At 52.2% G+C, this 19,223-nt stretch carries 15 protein-coding genes; 8 read left to right on the top strand and 7 right to left on the bottom strand.

All coding sequences use genetic code 11. The features are described from left to right. Positions 1-49: 49 nt before the first annotated feature. Entirely contained in the window at positions 50-2,608 is a 2,559-nt protein-coding gene (locus tag A4Z71_RS01155) for an MMPL family transporter (RefSeq protein WP_070954160.1), read from the bottom strand. 155 nt (positions 2,609-2,763) lie between these two features. Between A4Z71_RS01155 and A4Z71_RS01150 the strand changes: the two genes are divergently transcribed. After that, on the top strand, positions 2,764-4,227 hold the full coding sequence (locus tag A4Z71_RS01150) for an NAD-dependent succinate-semialdehyde dehydrogenase (RefSeq protein WP_070955185.1): 1,464 nt from the start codon (positions 2,764-2,766) through the stop codon (positions 4,225-4,227). A 67-nt stretch (positions 4,228-4,294) separates the two neighbouring features. On the opposite strand, the gene A4Z71_RS01145 is transcribed toward A4Z71_RS01150, so the two are convergent. After that, on the bottom strand, positions 4,295-5,461 hold the full coding sequence (locus A4Z71_RS01145) for a Gfo/Idh/MocA family protein (RefSeq protein ID WP_070954159.1): 1,167 nt from the start codon (positions 5,459-5,461) through the stop codon (positions 4,295-4,297). Positions 5,462-5,488: 27 nt separating this feature from the next. Then, entirely contained in the window at positions 5,489-6,406 is a 918-nt protein-coding gene (locus tag A4Z71_RS01140) for a sugar phosphate isomerase/epimerase family protein (protein ID WP_070955184.1), read from the bottom strand. Positions 6,407-6,472: 66 nt separating this feature from the next. Here A4Z71_RS01140 and A4Z71_RS01135 point away from each other — a divergent pair, with 66 nt between their 5' ends. Then, a complete protein-coding gene (locus A4Z71_RS01135) occupies positions 6,473-7,471 on the top strand; it encodes a LacI family DNA-binding transcriptional regulator (protein ID WP_070954158.1) in 999 nt (332 codons plus the stop codon). 29 nt (positions 7,472-7,500) lie between these two features. Here A4Z71_RS01135 and A4Z71_RS01130 read toward each other — a convergent pair whose 3' ends face one another. The 4 genes from A4Z71_RS01130 to A4Z71_RS01115 all read right to left on the bottom strand — a co-directional run bounded on the left by A4Z71_RS01130 (position 7,501) and on the right by A4Z71_RS01115 (position 12,717). After that, positions 7,501-9,177: a dipeptide ABC transporter ATP-binding protein gene (locus tag A4Z71_RS01130; protein ID WP_070954157.1), complete on the bottom strand. Its 1,677-nt coding sequence runs from the start codon at positions 9,175-9,177 to the stop codon at positions 7,501-7,503. Continuing rightward, positions 9,174-10,115, bottom strand: coding sequence for an ABC transporter permease (locus A4Z71_RS01125; protein ID WP_070954156.1), 942 nt, complete (start codon positions 10,113-10,115; stop codon positions 9,174-9,176). The genes A4Z71_RS01130 and A4Z71_RS01125 overlap by 4 nt, the downstream gene beginning before the upstream one ends. Further along, the gene (locus tag A4Z71_RS01120) at positions 10,105-11,034 is read right to left on the bottom strand and encodes an ABC transporter permease (RefSeq protein WP_070954155.1); all 930 of its coding nucleotides are present in this window, start codon (positions 11,032-11,034) and stop codon (positions 10,105-10,107) included. Before A4Z71_RS01120 ends, A4Z71_RS01125 begins: the two co-directional genes overlap by 11 nt. Positions 11,035-11,118: 84 nt before the next feature. Continuing rightward, the gene (locus tag A4Z71_RS01115) at positions 11,119-12,717 is read right to left on the bottom strand and encodes a peptide ABC transporter substrate-binding protein (protein WP_070954154.1); all 1,599 of its coding nucleotides are present in this window, start codon (positions 12,715-12,717) and stop codon (positions 11,119-11,121) included. 251 nt (positions 12,718-12,968) lie between these two features. Between A4Z71_RS01115 and A4Z71_RS01110 the strand changes: the two genes are divergently transcribed. The 6 genes from A4Z71_RS01110 to nrdF all read left to right on the top strand — a co-directional run bounded on the left by A4Z71_RS01110 (position 12,969) and on the right by nrdF (position 19,172). Then, positions 12,969-14,162, top strand: coding sequence for an MFS transporter (locus tag A4Z71_RS01110; RefSeq protein WP_070954153.1), 1,194 nt, complete (start codon positions 12,969-12,971; stop codon positions 14,160-14,162). Further along, positions 14,159-15,091 (top strand): aldo/keto reductase, encoded by a 933-nt coding sequence (locus tag A4Z71_RS01105; protein WP_070954152.1) that lies wholly within the window; start codon positions 14,159-14,161, stop codon positions 15,089-15,091. The genes A4Z71_RS01110 and A4Z71_RS01105 overlap by 4 nt, the downstream gene beginning before the upstream one ends. Before the next feature lie 291 nt (positions 15,092-15,382). Then, positions 15,383-15,613: a glutaredoxin-like protein NrdH gene (nrdH, locus tag A4Z71_RS01100; protein WP_070954151.1), complete on the top strand. Its 231-nt coding sequence runs from the start codon at positions 15,383-15,385 to the stop codon at positions 15,611-15,613. A gap of 15 nt (positions 15,614-15,628) precedes the next feature. Beyond that, entirely contained in the window at positions 15,629-16,033 is a 405-nt protein-coding gene (gene nrdI / locus A4Z71_RS01095; protein WP_070954150.1) for a class Ib ribonucleoside-diphosphate reductase assembly flavoprotein NrdI, read from the top strand. A 38-nt stretch (positions 16,034-16,071) separates the two neighbouring features. Then, on the top strand, positions 16,072-18,195 hold the full coding sequence (gene nrdE / locus A4Z71_RS01090) for a class 1b ribonucleoside-diphosphate reductase subunit alpha (protein WP_070955183.1): 2,124 nt from the start codon (positions 16,072-16,074) through the stop codon (positions 18,193-18,195). A 14-nt stretch (positions 18,196-18,209) separates the two neighbouring features. Then, a complete protein-coding gene (gene nrdF, locus A4Z71_RS01085) occupies positions 18,210-19,172 on the top strand; it encodes a class 1b ribonucleoside-diphosphate reductase subunit beta (protein WP_070954149.1) in 963 nt (320 codons plus the stop codon). Positions 19,173-19,223: the final 51 nt, after the last annotated feature.

Below are 19,223 nucleotides of genomic sequence, written 5' to 3'. Positions count from 1 at the left end.
ACTTTTCCCGAAGGGTTGCCCCTCAACGATCAAAAAGGTTACCCAGCCACTAGCGGATAGCCTTCACCTCGAGCTTGGCACCCTCAACGTCGACGTCAGGCAAAATGCGGTCGAGCCATTTGGGCATCCACCAGGCAGCATTGCCAAGCATCGACATTGCTGCTGGCACAAGTAGCAGACGCACCAAGAATGCGTCGAACAGCACGCCGATGGCCAAGCCAAAACCGACCGGACGAATCATGGCCAGGTGCGAGAAGGCAAACCCACCAAAAACAGTGATCATGATGATTGCAGCCGCAACCACAACTGCTCGGCTCAGGTGGATTCCATGGTTGATTGCCTCTTTTGGCGACTTACCGTGGGCGTAGGCTTCACGCATTCCCGAGGTCAAGAACAACTGGTAGTCCATCGCCAAACCAAACAGGATGCCGATCAGAATGGTTGGCAAGAAGTTCAGAATCGGACCCGGATCGTGCACATCAAATAGCGCACCCAGCCAGCCCCACTGGTAAACCGCAACCACAGATCCCAAAGTGGCAAACACGGTCAGCAAGAAGCCCGCGCTGGCCAATAGTGGAACCATGATTGAGCGGAAGACCAGGATCATCAACAAAATCGAGAGCAGAATTACGGTGCCCAGATAAATTGGCAAGGCATCGGCCAGCTTCTGCGAAATGTCGATGTTGCTGGCGGTGAAACCGGTAACACCAACCTGACCTTGATAGTCAGACTCGATCTGTGTGGCTAGCTCGCGAATGTCATAAACCAATGTTTCGGTTTCGGCACTGGCTGGAGACGTGGCTGGAACAACTTGGAAGAGCAGTGTTCGGCGGTCATCAGAAATTCCTGCCGGAACCACAGCCGAGACATTGTCGAGGGCATAGAGCTCGGTAGCAATCTCAGCCTGAATCTTTACTTCGTCATCTTCGGCAATTGGCTCATCGAGGTTGACCACGGTTGCCACCCCGCCATTGAAACCTTCGCCGAATGCAGCGCTGGTCAATTTGAAAGCGCGGTACTGAGTGGTGTCGACCGGTTCAGAAGAGCCATCTGGCAAACCCAATCGCATGCTCTGCATTGGAATCGCTGCCACCAATAAGACCGCGACTGTGGCGAGCACCGTGATGATTGGGTGGCGATTGACAAAGACTGGGCGATTCTCATTTTTAGGATGTTCATTTTCATCCTGAAGATCACCCGCGGTTAGTTTGGCGCGTTCTTTTTTGCTCAATACGCGCAAGCCAATCAGGCGAAGAATAGCCGGAGTGAAGGTGAGGGCCACAGCCACCGCAACGATGATTGAAAGCGCGCCCATTGTTCCCATCAAGCCGAGGAAGCCAATACCGGTGAGGTTTAGTGCGACCAAGGCGATGATTACGGTCAGGCCAGCAAACAGCACCGCGTTTCCGCTAGTTCCGTTGGCTAGAGCAATTGAGTCGCTGACCGACATGCCAGCTTTTAGTTGCTTACGGTGTCGGTTCAAGATGAACAGCGAGTAGTCGATACCCACGGCAAGACCCAGCATCACTCCCAAAACCGGGGTGGTCGAGGTCATGTCGATGACTGCGGAAAGCGCCATAGTGGCGGTTGCCGAAACACCAACACCAAGGATTGCTGAAAGCACCGGAAGGCCGGCCGCAATCAAAGTTCCAAGCATTACAAATAGCACTACAGCGGCAATTGCCAAACCGATAATTTCGCCAACGCCGAGGATTCCGTCGAGAGTCATAACCATTGACTTCGAAAATTCAACTTGCACGTTTGGCAGATTTAGCGAGCTTAGTTTGGCAACAACTTCAGTGGTGGTGCTTTGCTCGACCTCGTTTTCAGGCACCTCAAACTGGATGGTGGCTAACGCGGTCAGACCGTCCGCCGAAACCGTCTGGAAGTTTTCGATAACCTCAATTAGCTGCTCGCCATAGACCAGCTTGTCTTTATTGGCCTCAATCTCGGCTAGGCCATCGTTGATTTTCGCCTGGCTGGCTTCGAGCACAGCTTTCTGCTTTTCAATTTCTGCAAAACCGGCAGCGATTTTTGCTCGGTTGACCAACAGTGGGGCAAGATTTGCCGCTGGTGTTCCGGCCGCTTCAGCCTGAGCAATTGCAGCTTCTAGCTGAGCCGACTGGGCCTTGAGGTCAGTTTCGGCTTTGGCCAGCTTGGGCTTGCCGGCGTCAATTTGAGCCTGGCCGTCAGCCAAATCAATTTTTGCCTGCTCAATTTTTGCCTTGCCATCGATTACTTCATCGCGCTGTTTTTGCAGATCTGCTGCCGTGGCAAACGGATCAATTGCATTGGCAACACCGTCGACAGTTTCAGAATCGCTCAGCCCTGCTGCAATGGCAGCTTTTTCATCCTCGGTGAATTTCTCGCCGTTAGCCTTGTGAAAAACTACCTGACCGAAACCGCGACCGGCCTCAGGAAACGACTCTTTTAGCTGGTCGACAATTTGCTGGGATGGCAAACCATCGATGGTCATGCTCGAGGATAGTTTGCCTCCGCCGACCAACATTAATGTCAAAGTTGTCGCTAAAAGCACAAACCAGGTGGAGATGACCAGCCAGGCGCGCTTTGCGCTGCCCTGACCAAGACGATAAAGCAATTGAGCCATTAGCTACTTTCGGTTGGGGGTTCAGACTGATTCAACAATCAAAAGGTGTGGTCTAATTCCCCAATTGAAAACTCAAATCATTTGGAACCAAAAGTTAGTTAGGCTTAAGCCGTTACTTGAGGGAAATCTCGGGTTGGCTTGAGAAAGAAAAGGCAATGACGCTTAACGAAACCGAACTACTTTCATCAGTTCCAAATCAACTTCTAATCAACGGTAAGTGGGTCGATGGTTCCGGCGAGAGCTCCATCCGGGTTGAAGATCCGGCGACCGGCAAAATTCTGCGAGAAATTTCAAATGCCACTGCCGTGGAGTCTCTGGCCGCTCTAACTGCTGCAGATAACGCTCAAGCCAGCTGGGCAAAAACCGCGCCGCGCGAACGTGCTGAAATTTTGCGTCGAGCTTTTGAACTTGTGCGTGCTCGCTCAGAAGAATTTGCCATGCTGATCAGTTTGGAAATGGGCAAGCCCCTAGCGGAAGCTCGTGGCGAAGTCACCTACGGCAATGAATTTTTGCGCTGGTTCAGCGAAGAGGCATCGCGCATCAACGGTCGATTCGGATCAAACCCAGAGGGTACCGGCAAGATGATTGTCACCCATCGACCTGTCGGTCCGGCATTTGCAATTACACCGTGGAACTTCCCATTGGCTATGGCCACCCGCAAAATTGGTCCCGCGGTCGCCGCCGGATGCACCATCGTGGTCAAGCCAGCTGAACTCACTCCACTCACCACGTTGCTGTTGGCTAAAACTTTTCAAGAGGCCGGCTTGCCCGACGGCGTGCTAAACGTAATCACCACCAGCACATCATCGGCCACCTCTGGCCCACTGATTGCCGACCCACGCTTGCGCAAAATCACTTTCACCGGTTCCACTCAGGTGGGCGTAAAGCTGCTCGAGCAGGCGGCTAAGAACGTACTCCGAACCTCTATGGAGCTCGGCGGTAACGCCCCATTCCTAGTCTTCGACGATGCCGACATCGATGCCGCGGTTGCCGGCGCAATGCTCGCCAAGATGCGCAACATTGGCCAGGCCTGCACCGCAGCTAACCGCTTCATTGTGCAGAAGTCGGTTGCCGACGAATTCGCGAGCAAGTTTGCAGCCAAAATGGGTGAATTGCGCCTCGGCCGCGGTGTCGACCCAGAAACCACAGTTGGCCCAGTTATCGACGAAAAGGCTCGCGCCAATATGGAGCGGCTAGTGGAGCTCACCGTGAGCGAAGGTGGCGACATTGCTACCGGCGGTAAAAAGCCTGAAGGTGCCGGCTACTTCTACGAGCCGACAGTGCTAACCAATGTTCCGGCCAACGCGTCAATTCTTAAGGAGGAGATTTTTGGCCCGGTCGCACCAATCGTCACCTTCGAAACCGAAGAACAGGGCGTCTCGATTGCAAACGACACCGTTTACGGTCTAGTCAGTTATGCCTACACCGAAGATGCTCGTCGAGCCATGCGCTTGGTTGACTCACTCGAAACCGGAATGACCGGCATCAACACCGGCTTGGTCTCTAATGCCGCGGCCCCATTCGGTGGTGTCAAGCAGTCTGGACTCGGTCGTGAAGGTGGTGCCGAAGGCATCGCTGAATACCTTGAAACTCGTTACGTGCTGATGCCTAACAGCTAATCAAAAAAATGCAGCGATGGCTAAGAAAAAACCCGGTCCAAGGACCGGGTTTTTTCTAACTAACCAATTAGAGCTCTAGATCTACTGGAGACTTGGTGGCGTTTGACTTGAGCGCGGCATCGACAACTTTCATCATCTGTTCGGCGGTCTTGAAGTCGGTGGCCATCTTGGTGCCCTTTTGAATTGCAACTAAAAACTCTTGAATCTCGGCGATGAAGGCCTCGGCATAGGCGGTGCCAACACCGGTAGCCGGCATCGCTGCAACATCAGCAAAGTGCGGATGCTGCGGACCGGTAATAACGCGGCGAGAACCGTTGAATGCCGAATTGCCGGCATCGTGCTGGTAAATCTGGAAATCAGTGCCAGCCATGGAATCGAAACTGGCGCTGCCACGGGTGCCAAACACCTCGATACCCAGTGAGTTTGGCTGACCGTGGGCGATTCGGCTAAGGCCAATCTGAGCCAGTGCACCGTTTTCGAGGATGACCGATAGTTGTGCAACATCATCATTGGTGACCGGACCAAAATCGGTCGAGTCGCTGCCGCCGTGACCGATGGCCCCAGCAATCGGCTTTGGACGCTCAACAATTACGGTGCGCAGATTTGCACTCGTAACGGTCTTGACCTTTCCAGCGACAAAGTGCAAAGCATCGATTGCGTGCGACCCGATATCGAGCAGCGCACCGGCGCCTGCCTGCTCACTTGAGTAGCGCCAGGACAGGGCACCTTTAGGGTCGGCCGCGTAATCTGCGTTGTACCAAACCCGAGCAGTGTGCACGTTGCCGATTAGACCCTCGGCTACAGCCTGAGCAACCGCTGCTAGTCCTGGCAAACGACGGAATGAAAATCCCACTCCGGTAACCGCTTTGGTTTTTTCAGCAAGAGCCAGCAATGACTGCGACTCGCCTAGAGTGCGGCCAATTGGCTTTTCCGCAAAAACATGCTTACCCGAAGCCAAGACTTTCGGCAGCACTTCTTCGTGCAAGAAGTTTGGCAAAGCAACGCTGATCGCATCCACGTCTGAATTGATCACCTCATCGATATCGGCCACGGCCTTGGCAAAGCCGTAACGAGCCGCGGTTTTTTGAGCTAGCGGCAAATTCGGGTCGGCGATGTATGCCAACTCGACTTTGATTTCGGCAGAAGCCGCCATCGATGCGTTGCGAAAACCAAATGCGTGAGCCTGGCCGGCGAAACCTGCGCCGATTACAGCAACCTTGATTGTTTTTGTCATTTTTTCCTCGGTTTGATTTTTAGTGAATTATTTGAATTGAACTTTGGCTCCGCAGCCTTCGATGTAGGCCTTGGTGCGCTTGGCAATTTGTAAGGGTTTAGCAAAATCGGCAACCGGATACATGTCTTGCTCGATGATGGCGAAGATGCCGGGATTCGCTTTTTGCGCAGCTGCCAAAATCGGCGCATAACCTGGGACACCGAAGGGCGGCTCAACCATCAAGCCCTGCTGTACCGCATCAACAAACGAAATGTCATTTTTTAGCACGTGCGCCATCAGCACCGGCTCAACCTGCTTGAGGTGCAGGTAACCAATTCGATCCGGATAGCGCTCGATTAGTGAAACGCTGTCGCCAAAGTAGTAGGCGTAGTGCCCGGTGTCGAGACAAAGGTTCAGGTAGCGCGGGTCAGTACCTTCGAGCAGGCGAACGATTTCTTTTTCATCGCCCACCTGAGTCTCGGCGTGGGCGTGATATTGCTGACGAAGACCAAATTCTTCGATCAGGCGCTTGCCAAATTCGTTGTGGCCGTCAAGTGCGTTTTGCCATTCTTCGGCACTGAATTCACGCTCTGAGGAAATGTGACCGTGTTCGTCTCGACTCCACATTTCGGGCAGGACAATAAGGTGTTCTGCACCCATTGCTTTGGCCAAAACTGCCACTTCGGAAACGTTTTTCCAGGCATTGTCCCATTCGCTTCGACCGCGGTGTAATCCGGTGAACACGGTTCCGGCAGTGATTGCCAGGTTGTGCTCGGCAAGCTGATCGGCTAACTTCGCCGGATCAGTGCCCAAATAGCCGTAGGGGCCAAGTTCGGTGAAGTGAAAGCCCACCTCGGCCACCTCACGCAAATATTGGTCTGGCCCCGGCTGGGCAGGATCTACGGCATTCCAAACGCCCCAGGAATCTGGTGCGATGCCAACTTTTGGTGCAGTGTTATCGGCCATTACTTCTCCGTAATTTTGGTGGTGGTTCACAATCTAGAGCGCTCTAGATACTATTGTCAAATAGAAATGGCTAAGAATATAAAAAATGTCACGATGCTTGATGTTGCGAACGAAGCACAGGTATCGCGCGCTCTAGTATCTTTGGCCTATCGAAACGCCTACGGTGTCAATGCTGACACCCGTGACAAAATCTTTGCCGCCGGAAAAAAACTTGGCTATCACCCCAATCGGGTGGCCGCTCAACTTGCCGGCAAATCACCCAACACCATCGGTATCTACCTGCAAGATCTGCGCAACGATTGGTTTGCTGAGGTGTACGAGGGCATTCGCGAAGTTCTAGAACCAGCCGGCAAGCATCTGGTACTCACCGTGGGCGCAATCGATGGCAGCCGCGATGCCGAGGCCCTAGACAGCCTCTTCGAGAGTCGGGTTGACCTGGTTATCGTTGCCGGTTTGATGATGCCGGAAAAGCAGTTTCTCAAATATGCAAAACAGTTGCCGGTGGTCAGCGTGGCTCGAATCGTGCCGGGGGTGGACAATGTCTACAGCGATAACCAGCTTGGTGCTGCAACAGCGGTCGACCACCTGGTTGAGCTAGGTCACCGAAACATTGCCTTCGTTGCCAACCCGATAACCGAGGGCTACGGCGATCGACGCGAGGGTTATCTAACCAGGATGCGGCACCACGGCCTAGAGCCAACAGTTATCGAAGCCACCTATTCTCGCTCGGCAACCGAAAAAATTGTCGGTGAGTTACTGGATTCTGCCAATGCGCCGAGCGCAATTTTTGCCCACAACGACCAGGCAGCTCTCGGTGCACTTGACGCCGCTGTAGTTCGTGGTCTTAGGCCGGGCAGCGACATCTCAATAATTGGCTACGACAATAATTCGCTGAGTCGAACTCCGCTGGCCTCACTCACCACCATCGACAGTCACGGTAAAGAACTGGGCCGACTCGCCGCCAAGGCCGCACTGTCTCGTCTAGAAAACCCAAACCAGCCGGCTGTAAAAAACCTAATTGACCCAACTTTGGTAATTAGAAAATCAACTGGGCGACCAGCTTAGAGCTTCTAAAACTCGACCAGAAAACCTGCTTAGAGCAATAACTTCGCACCAGGAATCGCATCGAGCAAGTTGCGTGTGTAATCTTGCTGCGGACGGTTGAAGATATCGTCGGTCGAGCCAAACTCTACAATCTGACCTTTATTCATCACAGCGACCTGATCAGCGATTACTCGAACCACTGCAAGATCATGGGTGATAAATAGGTAGGTTAGGCCCATCTCTGCCTGCAAACCAGCCAGCAATTCAAGAATCTGAGCCTGCACCAAAACATCCAGAGCCGAAACTGCTTCGTCAAGGACAACAATCTCAGGCTTCAGCGCCAAGGCTCTGGCAATCGCCACACGCTGGCGCTGACCACCAGACAGTTCATTGGGGTAGCGAGTTGCCAGTGCTGCCGGCAAGGCCACCTGGTCAAGCAACTCAGCTACGCGTTGATTGCGCGAGGCGCGATCTCCGATGCCGTGAGTCAACAGCGGTTCGGCAATGATGTTGGCAATGTTCATCAGCGGATCGAGTGATCCGTAAGGGTCTTGGAACACCGGTTGCATTTTTGAGCGCAACTTGAAAAGTGCTTTTGCTTTGAGTTCACCAACGTGTTGACCGTCGATGACGATGTCTCCGCTGGTTGGCTTTTCTAGACCCAGCAACATTTTGGCAACCGTTGACTTACCCGAACCCGATTCGCCAACCAGAGCCAGAGTGGTGCCACGTTTGATTTCGAATGACACTGAATCGACCGCGGTGAACGGAGTTGATTTGAAACCTTGGCCCTTGATTGCGTAAATCTTGGTTAGGTCTTTTACACTGACCGCAGTTTCGCCGGCCTTTACCCTTGCAATGCGCTCTTTAGCTACCGCCGAAAGGTCGAATTCGTTTACCGCGGCCGAACCGCCAGAGCTCAATCGACGAGATGCCAGCGATGGTGCTGCCGCAACCAGTCGCTTAGTGTACGGGTGCTTGGGGTTTCTTAGCACTTCGAGGCTTGGTCCAGATTCGACTACTTTTCCTCGGTACATGACAACGAGTTTTTCGGCTCGCTCGGCTGCCAGACCTAGATCGTGAGTGATCAAAATCACCGAGGTGTCACTCTGGTGAGTCAGCTCGGTCAGATGGTCAAGAATTGTGCGCTGAACCGTGACGTCCAGAGCCGAGGTTGGCTCATCCGCGATCAGAAGCTTTGGGTTAGCCGCGAGACCGATACCGATGAGAACACGCTGACGCATACCACCTGAAAACTGGTGCGGAAACTGACGAAGTCTAGCTTCGGCATCACTCAGCCCGGCTTTGCGTAAAACATCAATGGCGGCGGCGCGAACAGCTTTTTTCTCAGTTGCAATTCCGTTGGCTCGAACTGCTTCTTCAACCTGAAAACCAATTGACCAAACCGGGTTCAAATTCGACATCGGGTCTTGCGGCACAAAGCCAATTTGATTTCCGCGAATTGATTCGAGCTCGTGGTCTGACATGCCGACGAGTTCTTTGCCGTCAAAAACAATCGAGCCCCCAGAAATCTTTCCGGTGCCGGGAAGCAGATTAATGATGGCGTGCGCGGTTGTCGACTTACCCGATCCAGACTCTCCCACAATTGCCAAAGTCTCGCCTTGGTAGAGGTCGAGGTTGACCCCGTCGACAGCGCGGACCGCACCGCTTTGATTAGGAAAATCTATCTGCAAATCACGGATAGATAGCAGTGGTGTTTCGCTCATCGGCGCGCTCTCGCTTTCGGGTCAAGTGCATCTCGAACAACCTCACCCAACATGATGAAGGCCAAAACTGTTACGGAAAGTGCAACCGAGGGCCAAATTAGAACTTGAGGTGCAGTTCGCAAGTCAGTTTGAGCCTGGCTAATGTCATTGCCCCAAGACATGGTGGTGGTTGGCAAGCCAACGCCTAAGAACGACAGGGTTGCTTCGGCAACAATTGCAGCTGCCAGCGAGAGTGTGGTGACCACAATGACCGGCGCAATTGAGTTTGGCAAAACGTGTCGGAACAGAATCTTCATTCGGCTGACGCCGATGGCGGTAGATGCCATCACAAAGTCGGCATTTTTGACCCGCAAAATTTCTGCACGCAACAAACGCGCCGTTGAAGGCCAAGAGAAAATGCCGATAGCGGCGGCAATCACGAAGATGTTTCGGTATGCCGAGAAAACCGACATGATGACCACTGCGGCCAAGATGTAAGGAATCGAAAAGAAGATGTCGCCCAAACGCGAAATCACTGCGTCAACCCACTTACCGAAGTAACCGGCAATCGAACCGGCAATTATTCCCATCACCAAGTTCATAATCATGACCAAAAGGCCCACAGTTAGCGAAGTTGAGGTTCCGTAAATAATGCGACTGTAAACATCACAGCCCTGTTTAGTGAAACCCAAAGGATGCCCCTCCGTAGGCGCACCATTGCTGTTGGCTAACTGACAATTGTCATTTGGCGGGGTTTGAGTAAACCATTGTGGAAACAGCGCAACCAAAAGCACTAAAACAATCAGACTTGCCGAGATGTAAAACATCGGACGCTTCCGCAAGTCTCGCCAAGCATCAAGCCAGAGATTGCTGGTCTTTTCGCTAATTCTTACCGCGTCAACCTCAGCAACTGCATCAGCGCTGAAATCGGCTACAAAGTGTTCGTTTTTATTTGCCATAGCGAATCCTTGGGTCAAGCACTGCATAAAGCAGATCGGTAAGCAGGTTGACTGCGAGATAGATGAGCACCATCACGGTTACGAAAGAAACTACTGTAGGCCCCTCGCCGCGGATGATGGCCTGATAAAGAGTGCGCCCCACTCCAGGAACGTTGAAAATACCTTCGGTCACGGTGGCGCCGACCAGCAGCACACCAAAGTCAATAGAAAGATATGTGACTACCGGAATTAGGGAGTTTCGAAGCACGTGCACTCGAGTGACTCGAGTGGTGCTGAGACCCTTGCTGTATGCGGTTCGAACGAAATCTTGGTTCATGGTGTCGATTACCGATGACCGCGTTAGTCGAATGATGTAGGCGATGCTGATCGAAGCCAAAACAATTCCGGGAAGTAGCAACTCCAGGAAACCGGCTTCGCCGCTGACTGTTGGCTTTGCCCAACCCAGCTCGATCGCAAATACGTATTGCATGATGAAGGCGATAACGAAGATCGGCACTGAAATCAGCAGCAGGCTTACCACCAGCGCGCTATTGTCGAACAGTTTTCCTTTGCGCAAGCCAGAAATTAGGCCGATGGCGATTCCGACAATCATTTCGATTGTGATTGCAATTAGCGCCAAGCGAACCGTGACCGGAAAAGTTGCCGCGAGAATTTCACCAACCGGCTGGCCAGAGAAAGATGTGCCGAAATCTCCCTGAACAATGCCCGAGATGTAAATCAGATACTGAACGATGAAGGGCTGGTCGAGATGGTACTGCGCCCTCAGCTGCTCATACACAGCCTGGTTAACTCCACGGTCTCCGAACATTGCAATGATCGGGTCTCCCGGCATGGCGAAGACCATGAAGTAAATCAGGAATGTTGTTCCAAAGAAAACCGGTAGCGCTTGAAGTACGCGACGAATGATGTATCCGGTCACTGTTTCACCTTTGATTACCCAGAAATTGGGGCGGTAACTGCGATCGCAGCCACCGCCCCAACTCTATCTAGTTGTCTAACGAAATTACTTCTTCAAGATCTCGTGTAGTAGTGGAACAGAGTTCCAACCAAACTTCACGCCCTCGACCTTGGTTGAGTAACCACCGTTGGCAATTCCGTACCACATGGGCAGTACTGGAAGATCCTGAAGCATGATCTCCTGTGCCTGCTGGTAGTAGCCGTTTGCTTCTTCAAGCGAGGCCGCCTGGTCGCCCTTGTCGAACAGTGCGTCTACTTCTGGGTTTGAGTAATCGCCATCGTTTGCACCTGCATTGGTTTTGTATAGCGGAGCTAGGAAGTTAGCCAATGCTGGGTAGTCTGCCTGCCAGCCAGTGCGGAATGCGGTCTGGATGGTGTCAGAGGTGATCTGCGTGCGGAACTCAGAGAAGGTTGGAACTGGGTTGGTTGATGCATCGATACCAAGAGTGTTCTTGATGCTGTTTGCAACAGCCTCGGTCCAGGCCTGGTGTGAGCCGTCGGCGTTGTAGCCAACCTGGAACGAACCGGTCCAAGGTGAAATTGCGTCAGCCTGTGCCCAAAGCTCTTTCGCCTTCTCTGGGTTGAAGTCAAGAACTTCCGAACCTGCAAGCTTGTCGCTCCAACCAGCAATTACTGGTGAAGTGAAGTCGCGAGCTGCCTTACGAGTTCCGTTGAAGATAACGTCGATGATCTCTTGGCGGTTGATTGCCATCGAGATAGCTGCACGACGCAACTTACCCTCTTCACCCGAGAAGTGAGCCAATCGCTCTGGGATGGTGATCGACTGGAAGATAGCTGCACCCTGATCGATGGCGCGGTCACCTAGGTCGGCCTTGTAAGTCTTCAAGGCTGAATCTGGGATACCGGTCAAAACATCTAGGTTGTCGGCTAGTAGGTCTGCGTAGGCAGCGTCATACGATGCGTAGAACACAATCTTTAGACCACCGTTTAGCGGAGCACGGCCACCCTTGTAGTCAGGGTTCTTGACCAAGGTGATTTCAACGTTGTGCTTCCAGGCACCTTCGCCGTCAAGCATGTAAGGGCCGTTTCCGATTGGGTTCTCACCGAATGCGGCTGGGTCGTCGTAGAAGACTGAAGGTAGCGGCATGAATGCGGTGTAGCCCAAACGAAGTGGGAAGTCAGACTGCGCTGAGGTTAGCTTTACGGTGAATTCAGTTGGGCTAACTACGGTTAGGCCGGTTAGTTCTGAATCTACGTCGTAGCTGAAGCCCTCGATAGCCTCAAAGAAGTAGCTGTTCAACTGAGCATTGCTTAGCAATGCGCCGTAGTTCCAGGCCTTCACAAATGATTCGGCGGTGACTTCTTCACCATTGGTGAACTTCCAACCGCTCTTGATCTTGATGTTCCAAGTCTGGTTGTCTTCTGAGGTGATTGACTCAGCCATGTCGTTAACTGGTGCGCCACTCGCGTCATAGTAAACCAAACCGGCGAAGATGTTGTCGGCGATTAGACCGCCACCTACCTCGTTGGTGTTGGTTGGGATGATTGGGTTTTGCGGCTCGCTGCCGTTAACCGTAATGATGTTGTCGTTGCCTGCTGGCGCAGCTGCTGCACAGCCGGTCAGGGTCAACGCCGCAACTGCTGCAACCGCAACAACTGCCGTACGTAATTTCTTAAAGCGCACTTTTCCTCCCGATGGGTATACGAGCTGGCGTGCATTCCACGTCAGCGTGCGTAGTCCCAGCCTAATTCAGAAATCATTTCCAATATTTTCGTTTACATTTCGTTACGGTTACATATCTGAGAAAGACCCACTGGACCGGGGTAAAAAGTCGTGCCGGCCGAACATTTCGCGATGTTTGTAAGGCGCAAACGCCCATTTTTACTGGTCAATAACGAAATTGTAAATTTTGCCAAAATGTTAGCCTTGCTGTTATGTCAAGACAAACACGCATCGGCGTTTGGTTCGCCGCAACCTTCCTCCTGTTTTTCACCCGAGCGTTTTTGTTTTCGACCTGGCTAAGTCGAGCCCCCGAAGCTCAAGAGTCGCTAGGCCTAAACGATGCCGAGATGGGTTGGCTGGCAATGGTTTATCCGGCTGGCAGCCTGGTGGGCATCTTCTTTGCAAACGGTTGGACAAATCGTTTTGGTTCTCGAATGGTGGCTCTTTTTGGTTACGGCTCTGCCGGACTTGGTCTAGGTGTCCTGGGCTTTGCGCTTGAGTCAGGCAACACCTGGCTGGCTGCCATTTGTCTTTTTGTCATGGGCTTCCCGATGGGAATTGGTGATTACATCGCCAACTACGAGGGCAACATGGTTGATAAAGCCACTACTCGCAGCCTGTTTCCAGCACTGCACGGCGGTTTTGGCGTTGGCATGCTCTTGGCAGCCGGCATCTCCAGCGCCGTAATTGCCCAGGGAGTTCTTCTGCAGTGGCACTACCTAGTGATTGCTCTGCTGTTTTTAGTCGCGGCTAGCTGGGCCAGCCTGGCACTGCCAAAGCACCCGAGAGTAACCCAAGATCCGCTTGCCGCGAAGCAAAACCGCGCCCAGCTTGTCGCCGTCTGGAAAGAAAAGCGCAGCTTGCTTTTAGCCGTGATTGGCTTCTCGTTCATCATGGCTGAGGTCTCTGCCGGAACCTGGGTGCCTATCGCCCTAACCCGAACCGGTTTCACAGCCGCTGACGCAGCCGCAACTTTTGGCCTGTTTTGGGTGATTGTTGCGATTGGACGTCTGGTTGGTGGTTTCATCGTTGAGGCTATAGGTCGATTCAGAACGGTCTTGCTCTCGGCTCTTATTACCGCCAGCGGCATCACCGTATTTATGTTGGTCGATGTGGTCAGTCTGCCAATTCTCGGTCTGGTCCTCTGGGGCTTAGGCATGGCGATCGGCTTTCCAATGACAGTGGCCGCGATGGGTGATGACCCGGCCATGGCGTCGGCAAGAATCAACATGATCATTACCGTGGTCTACATTTCGAGTGTTTCTGTTGGTCCGGCGATGGGCGCTGTTGGTGAGGCTTTTGGTATTTACGTGGCATTTGCCATCCCGCTTATCATGATGGTGCTGACGGCAATTTTGAGCCCGATAACCAAACCCCTTCCGAACGTTCCCAAGGATGACCGATGACCCGAATTACGCTGCCCAATACCAACCTTTCGGTTTACCCGTTGAGCCTTGGCGGAAATGTTTTTGGTTGGTCTGCCGACCAGGACCAATCGTTTGCCGTACTTGATGCTCACCGCGATTTGGGTGGAAACTTTATCGATACCGCGGATGTCTACAGCGAGTGGGTTGAGGGTAACCGCGGTGGCGAATCTGAATCGATCATCGGAAATTGGATGAGTAGCCGCGGTGGCCGCGATCAGGTGGTCATCGCCACCAAGGTAGCCAAGTTGAGCACCAGAGCGGGCCTAAGCCGGGCCAACATAATCGCCGCCTGCGACGACAGCCTGAAGCGATTGAAAACCGACTACATCGACCTCTACTACGCCCACGAGGATGACCAATCGGTTGATTTGCTAGAAACCTTGTCGGCCTTCGACGAACTGGTTACCGCCGGCAAAATTCGCTATGCGGCAGCATCCAACTACTCAGGTGCGCGGCTCAGCGAGGCACTTCGGGTCAGTGCAGAAAATAATTTGACCAGCTATGTGGCTCTGCAAAATCAGTACAACCTGCTCGAGCGTGGCGAATTTGAAACCGACGCCGCCCCAATCTTGCGCGAGCGCGGCCTTTCGGCATTGCCCTACTATGCCCTAGCCAGCGGATTCCTTACCGGCAAATACCAGCCAGGCACCGAAGTTGACTCAGTTCGAGCCGGCGGGGTTTCGAAGTATCAAAACGAACAGGGTTGGGCGGTAATTGCCGCGCTTGGCGAAATTGCAGCTGAGCAGCACAGTTCAATTTCAGCTGTGGCGTTGGCCTGGCTGCGCCAGCAAGATGTAGTTTCGACACCAATAGCCAGCGCCAGAACGATTCAGCAACTTCAGGAAATAATGCCTATCGTTGAGCTTTCTGTCGAACAGCTAAGCAAACTGAGTTCAGCTTCGGCCTAAGCCACTAGACCAAAGTTGTGTCAGACCTTTTTGCGAACATTTTGAAGCTGGAATTTAGCAACTTTATAAATTTTTCGATAATTTCACGCGACACGCGCGTCGCATCCGAGGTTTTTGAATTTTCAGGAGCATCATTTTCCAGCAATCACTAAATAAGTGAAAAAATTTAGTGCTTGCTACTACATCTAGTGGTTTTTCTGTTATGTTGTACTAGCGAACAAAACGCGAAGAATTCACAAAATATCGGTTATTTCGGGGGAAATTAGCCTCCACAACTCATAGGAGAGGGCTATGTCGACAGTAAAGGTCTACAGCTTGCCATCGTGCGTACAGTGCGATAGCACCAAACGTCTACTAAAGACCATCGATGTTGAATTCGAAGAGGTCGACATGAGCCAAGATCCAATCGCACTCGAAATGGTTAAAACTCTCGGCTACACCTCGGCACCGGTTGTTATTGCCGGCGATGAGCACTGGAGCGGCTTCCGCATGGACCGCATCAAAGCCCTAAAAGCCTCCTAATCAAGCAGTTGCACCATGTACGACGTTGTGTATTTTTCGAGCGTCTCTGAAAATACAAAACGATTCGTAGAAAAACTCGGTCTCAACTCGGTCAGAATCCCTCTCAAAACCGAAGAAGCCGAACACTTTACCTACAACCGAGATAGCATCCTCGTAGTACCGACCTATGGTTCGGGCGAAGAGAAAACTACTGTCCCCAAGCAGGTAATCAAGTTTCTAAACAACCCAGAAAATCGAAAACACATTAAAGGTGTAATCGCCACTGGAAACACAAATTTCGGCAACAGCTATGGGTTAGCCGGAGACATCGTTTCTCAAAAACTCGGTGTCCCACTAATTCAGCGGGTAGAACTGCTGGGCACCCCAGAAGATGTTGCTTTAGTAAAGGAAAGGCTGGCCAAGCTGTGGCAAACCAACTAGTCGAAATCGCAGATGACAACGGAGTCGCAACCGGAGCCATGGGTGTTGAAAGCGCGCTTAGCTATCACGAGCTAAACGCCATGATCAACCTTTGGGACGCCGAAGGAAAGATGCAGCTAGACAAAGACAAGCTAGCCGTTCGCAAATACTTTCTAGAGCACGTAAACCAGAACACGGTTTTCTTTCACAGCCTGCAAGAGCGCCTCGACTACCTGGTTGAAAACGAGTACTACGAGAAAGAAATTCTCGACCAGTACCGCTTCGAGTTCATCGAAGAGCTCGAGAAGTTGGCCTACTCAAAGAAGTTTCGCTTCGACGCATTCATGGGCGCCTACAAGTTCTACACCGGCTACGCCCTAAAGACCTTTGACGGCTCACGCTACCTAGAGCGATTTGAAGACCGCGTTGTAATGGTTGCTCTCACCTTGGCCGAGGGCAAAGAAGACATCGCCATCAACCTAGTTGAAGAAATCATTTCGGGTCGCTTCCAGCCAGCAACCCCAACCTTCCTAAACTGCGGCAAAAAGCAGCGCGGTGAATTTGTTTCATGTTTCTTGCTTCGCATCGAAGACAACATGGAATCAATTTCGCGCGGTATCAACTCGGCGCTGCAGCTATCAAAGCGCGGTGGCGGTGTAGCCCTCAGCCTCTCCAACGTCCGTGAATACGGTGCGCCAATCAAGAAGATTGAAGGCCAGAGCTCTGGCATCATCCCAGTTATGAAACTTCTCGAAGATGCTTTCTCGTATGCAAACCAGCTCGGTGCACGTCAGGGTGCCGGTGCTGTTTACCTAAACGCACACCACCCAGACATCCTTCGCTTCCTAGACACCAAACGCGAAAATGCTGACGAAAAGATTCGTATCAAGACCCTGTCAATTGGTGTAGTAATCCCAGACATCACCATGCACTTGGCAAAAGACAACGAAGACATGTACCTCTTCTCTCCCTACGATGTTGAGAAGGTCTACGGTGTGCCATTTGGCGACATCTCGGTAACCGAGAAGTACCAGGAAATGGTTGACGACCCAAGAATTCGCAAGTCAAAGATCAAGGCTCGCACCCTGTTCGAGCGCATCGCCGAACTTCAGTTTGAGTCAGGTTACCCATACATCATGTATGAAGACACCGTAAACAAGGCCAACCCAATTGAGGGTCGAATCAACATGTCGAACCTCTGCTCTGAGATTCTTCAGGTAAACACCCCAACCACCTACAACGAAGACCTCAGCTACAACCAAATTGGTAAAGACATTAGCTGCAACCTAGGTTCGCTAAACATCGCCATGGTCATGGACGGCCCAGACTTTGGCAAGACCATCGAGACTTCGATTCGCGCCCTAACCGCGGTTTCAGATCAGTCAAACATCGAATCGGTTCGTTCAATCTCAGACGGTAACCACAAGTCGCACGCAATCGGCCTAGGCCAGATGAATCTGCACGGTTACCTAGCCCGCGAAAAGATGCACTACGGTGGCGAAGAAGCTCTCGACTTCACCAACATGTACTTCTACACCGTGGTGTTCCACGCCATCAAGGCATCAAACCAGTTGGCAATTGAACGCAAGAGCGCATTCCACAACTTCGAAAACTCGAAGTATGCAACCGGCGAATACTTTGACAAGTACACCGATCAAGAGTGGGCTCCAGCAACTCCAAAGGTAAAAGAACTGTTTGCCAAGTCAAACATTCACATTCCAACCCAGGATGACTGGCGCGAACTAAAGGCTTCGGTAATGAAGCACGGTATCTACAACCAGAACCTTCAGGCAGTGCCACCAACCGGCTCGATCTCTTACATCAACAACTCGACCAGCTCGATTCACCCAATCGCATCGCGCATCGAGATTCGCAAAGAGGGCAAGCTCGGCCGCGTCTACTACCCAGCACCATTCCTTTCGGAAGAAACCTGGGAGTACTACGAAGACGCCTACGAGGTTGGCCCAGAAAAGATCATCGACACCTACGCTGTGGCAACCCAGCACGTCGACCAGGGCCTATCACTGACCCTATTCTTCAAAGACACCGACACCACCCGCGATGTCAACCGTGCCCAGATTTATGCATGGCGCAAAGGCATCAAGACCATTTACTACATCCGCATTCGTCAGCAGGCTCTAACCGGTACCGAGGTTGAAACCTGCGTCAGCTGCATGCTCTAGAAAGAGGAAGACAAATGCCACTTCAGCTAATTAGTCGCCCAATCAACTGGAACAAAATTGAAGACCCGGTTGACCTAGATGTATGGAACCGCCTGACCCAGAACTTCTGGTTGCCAGAGAAGGTGCCACTATCGAACGACATTCAGTCATGGGAAACTTTGCGCCCGCACGAGCGCAAGCTAACCATGCACGTCTTCACCGGTCTAACTATGCTCGACACAATCCAGGGCACCGTCGGAGCAATGAGCTTGATGCCTGATGCACGTACCCAGCACGAAGAGGCAGTTATCACCAATATTGCCTTCATGGAATCGGTACACGCTAAGAGCTACAGCTCGGTGTTCTCTACCCTTTGCCTCACCCAAGACATTGAAGAGGCATTCCGCTGGAGTGAAGATAACCCTAATCTTCAAAAGAAGGCTGAGATTATCCTCGGTTATTACCGCGGCGATGACCCACTAAAGCGCAAGGTAGCTTCAACCCTGCTTGAAAGTTTCTTGTTCTACTCGGGCTTCTACCTTCCGATGTACTGGTCTTCACGAGCCAAGCTGACCAACACTGCCGACCTAATTCGCCTAATTATTCGCGACGAGGCCATCCACGGTTATTACATCGGCTACAAGTTTCAGCAGGCCTTGGCCGAAGAGTCAACCGCTCGCCAAGAAGAACTAAAGGGCTACACCTACGACTTGCTGCTCGAACTTTACGAAAACGAGCTCAAGTACACGGCAGACCTTTACGACGAAATGGGCCTAACCTCTGATGTCAAAAAGTTCTTGCACTACAACGCGAACAAGGCTCTGATGAACCTGGGCTACGACCCACTTTTCCCGAAAGATGAGTGCGATGTAAACCCAGCGATTTTGGCAGCCCTATCGCCAAACGCCGACGAAAACCACGACTTCTTCTCTGGTTCAGGATCGTCTTACGTAATCGGTAAGCACGAATCAACCACCGACGACGACTGGGACTTCTAAGCCTCAAAAACTTAGCAGCCGGGTAGCAAATGTTGCCCGGCTTCTTTGTCT

Origin of the sequence: Candidatus Rhodoluna planktonica (assembly GCF_001854225.1) — a bacterium.
GTDB lineage: Bacteria > Actinomycetota > Actinomycetes > Actinomycetales > Microbacteriaceae > Rhodoluna > Rhodoluna planktonica.
The sequence above is the reverse complement of the archived record's forward strand: the minus strand, read 5'-3'. Positions and strand labels throughout refer to the sequence as shown.

Coding starts and splice junctions, on each gene's coding strand:
- A4Z71_RS01140 (WP_070955184.1), bottom strand. CDS start 6,406: ATGGCCGATAACACTGCACCAAAAGTTGGCATCGCACCAGATTCCTGG.
- A4Z71_RS01150 (WP_070955185.1), top strand. CDS start 2,764: ATGACGCTTAACGAAACCGAACTACTTTCATCAGTTCCAAATCAACTT.
- A4Z71_RS01130 (WP_070954157.1), bottom strand. CDS start 9,177: ATGAGCGAAACACCACTGCTATCTATCCGTGATTTGCAGATAGATTTT.
- nrdI (WP_070954150.1), top strand. CDS start 15,629: ATGTACGACGTTGTGTATTTTTCGAGCGTCTCTGAAAATACAAAACGA.
- A4Z71_RS01135 (WP_070954158.1), top strand. CDS start 6,473: ATGGCTAAGAATATAAAAAATGTCACGATGCTTGATGTTGCGAACGAA.
- A4Z71_RS01110 (WP_070954153.1), top strand. CDS start 12,969: ATGTCAAGACAAACACGCATCGGCGTTTGGTTCGCCGCAACCTTCCTC.
- nrdE (WP_070955183.1), top strand. CDS start 16,072: ATGGGTGTTGAAAGCGCGCTTAGCTATCACGAGCTAAACGCCATGATC.
- nrdH (WP_070954151.1), top strand. CDS start 15,383: ATGTCGACAGTAAAGGTCTACAGCTTGCCATCGTGCGTACAGTGCGAT.
- nrdF (WP_070954149.1), top strand. CDS start 18,210: ATGCCACTTCAGCTAATTAGTCGCCCAATCAACTGGAACAAAATTGAA.
- A4Z71_RS01145 (WP_070954159.1), bottom strand. CDS start 5,461: ATGACAAAAACAATCAAGGTTGCTGTAATCGGCGCAGGTTTCGCCGGC.
- A4Z71_RS01105 (WP_070954152.1), top strand. CDS start 14,159: ATGACCCGAATTACGCTGCCCAATACCAACCTTTCGGTTTACCCGTTG.
- A4Z71_RS01155 (WP_070954160.1), bottom strand. CDS start 2,608: ATGGCTCAATTGCTTTATCGTCTTGGTCAGGGCAGCGCAAAGCGCGCC.
- A4Z71_RS01125 (WP_070954156.1), bottom strand. CDS start 10,115: ATGGCAAATAAAAACGAACACTTTGTAGCCGATTTCAGCGCTGATGCA.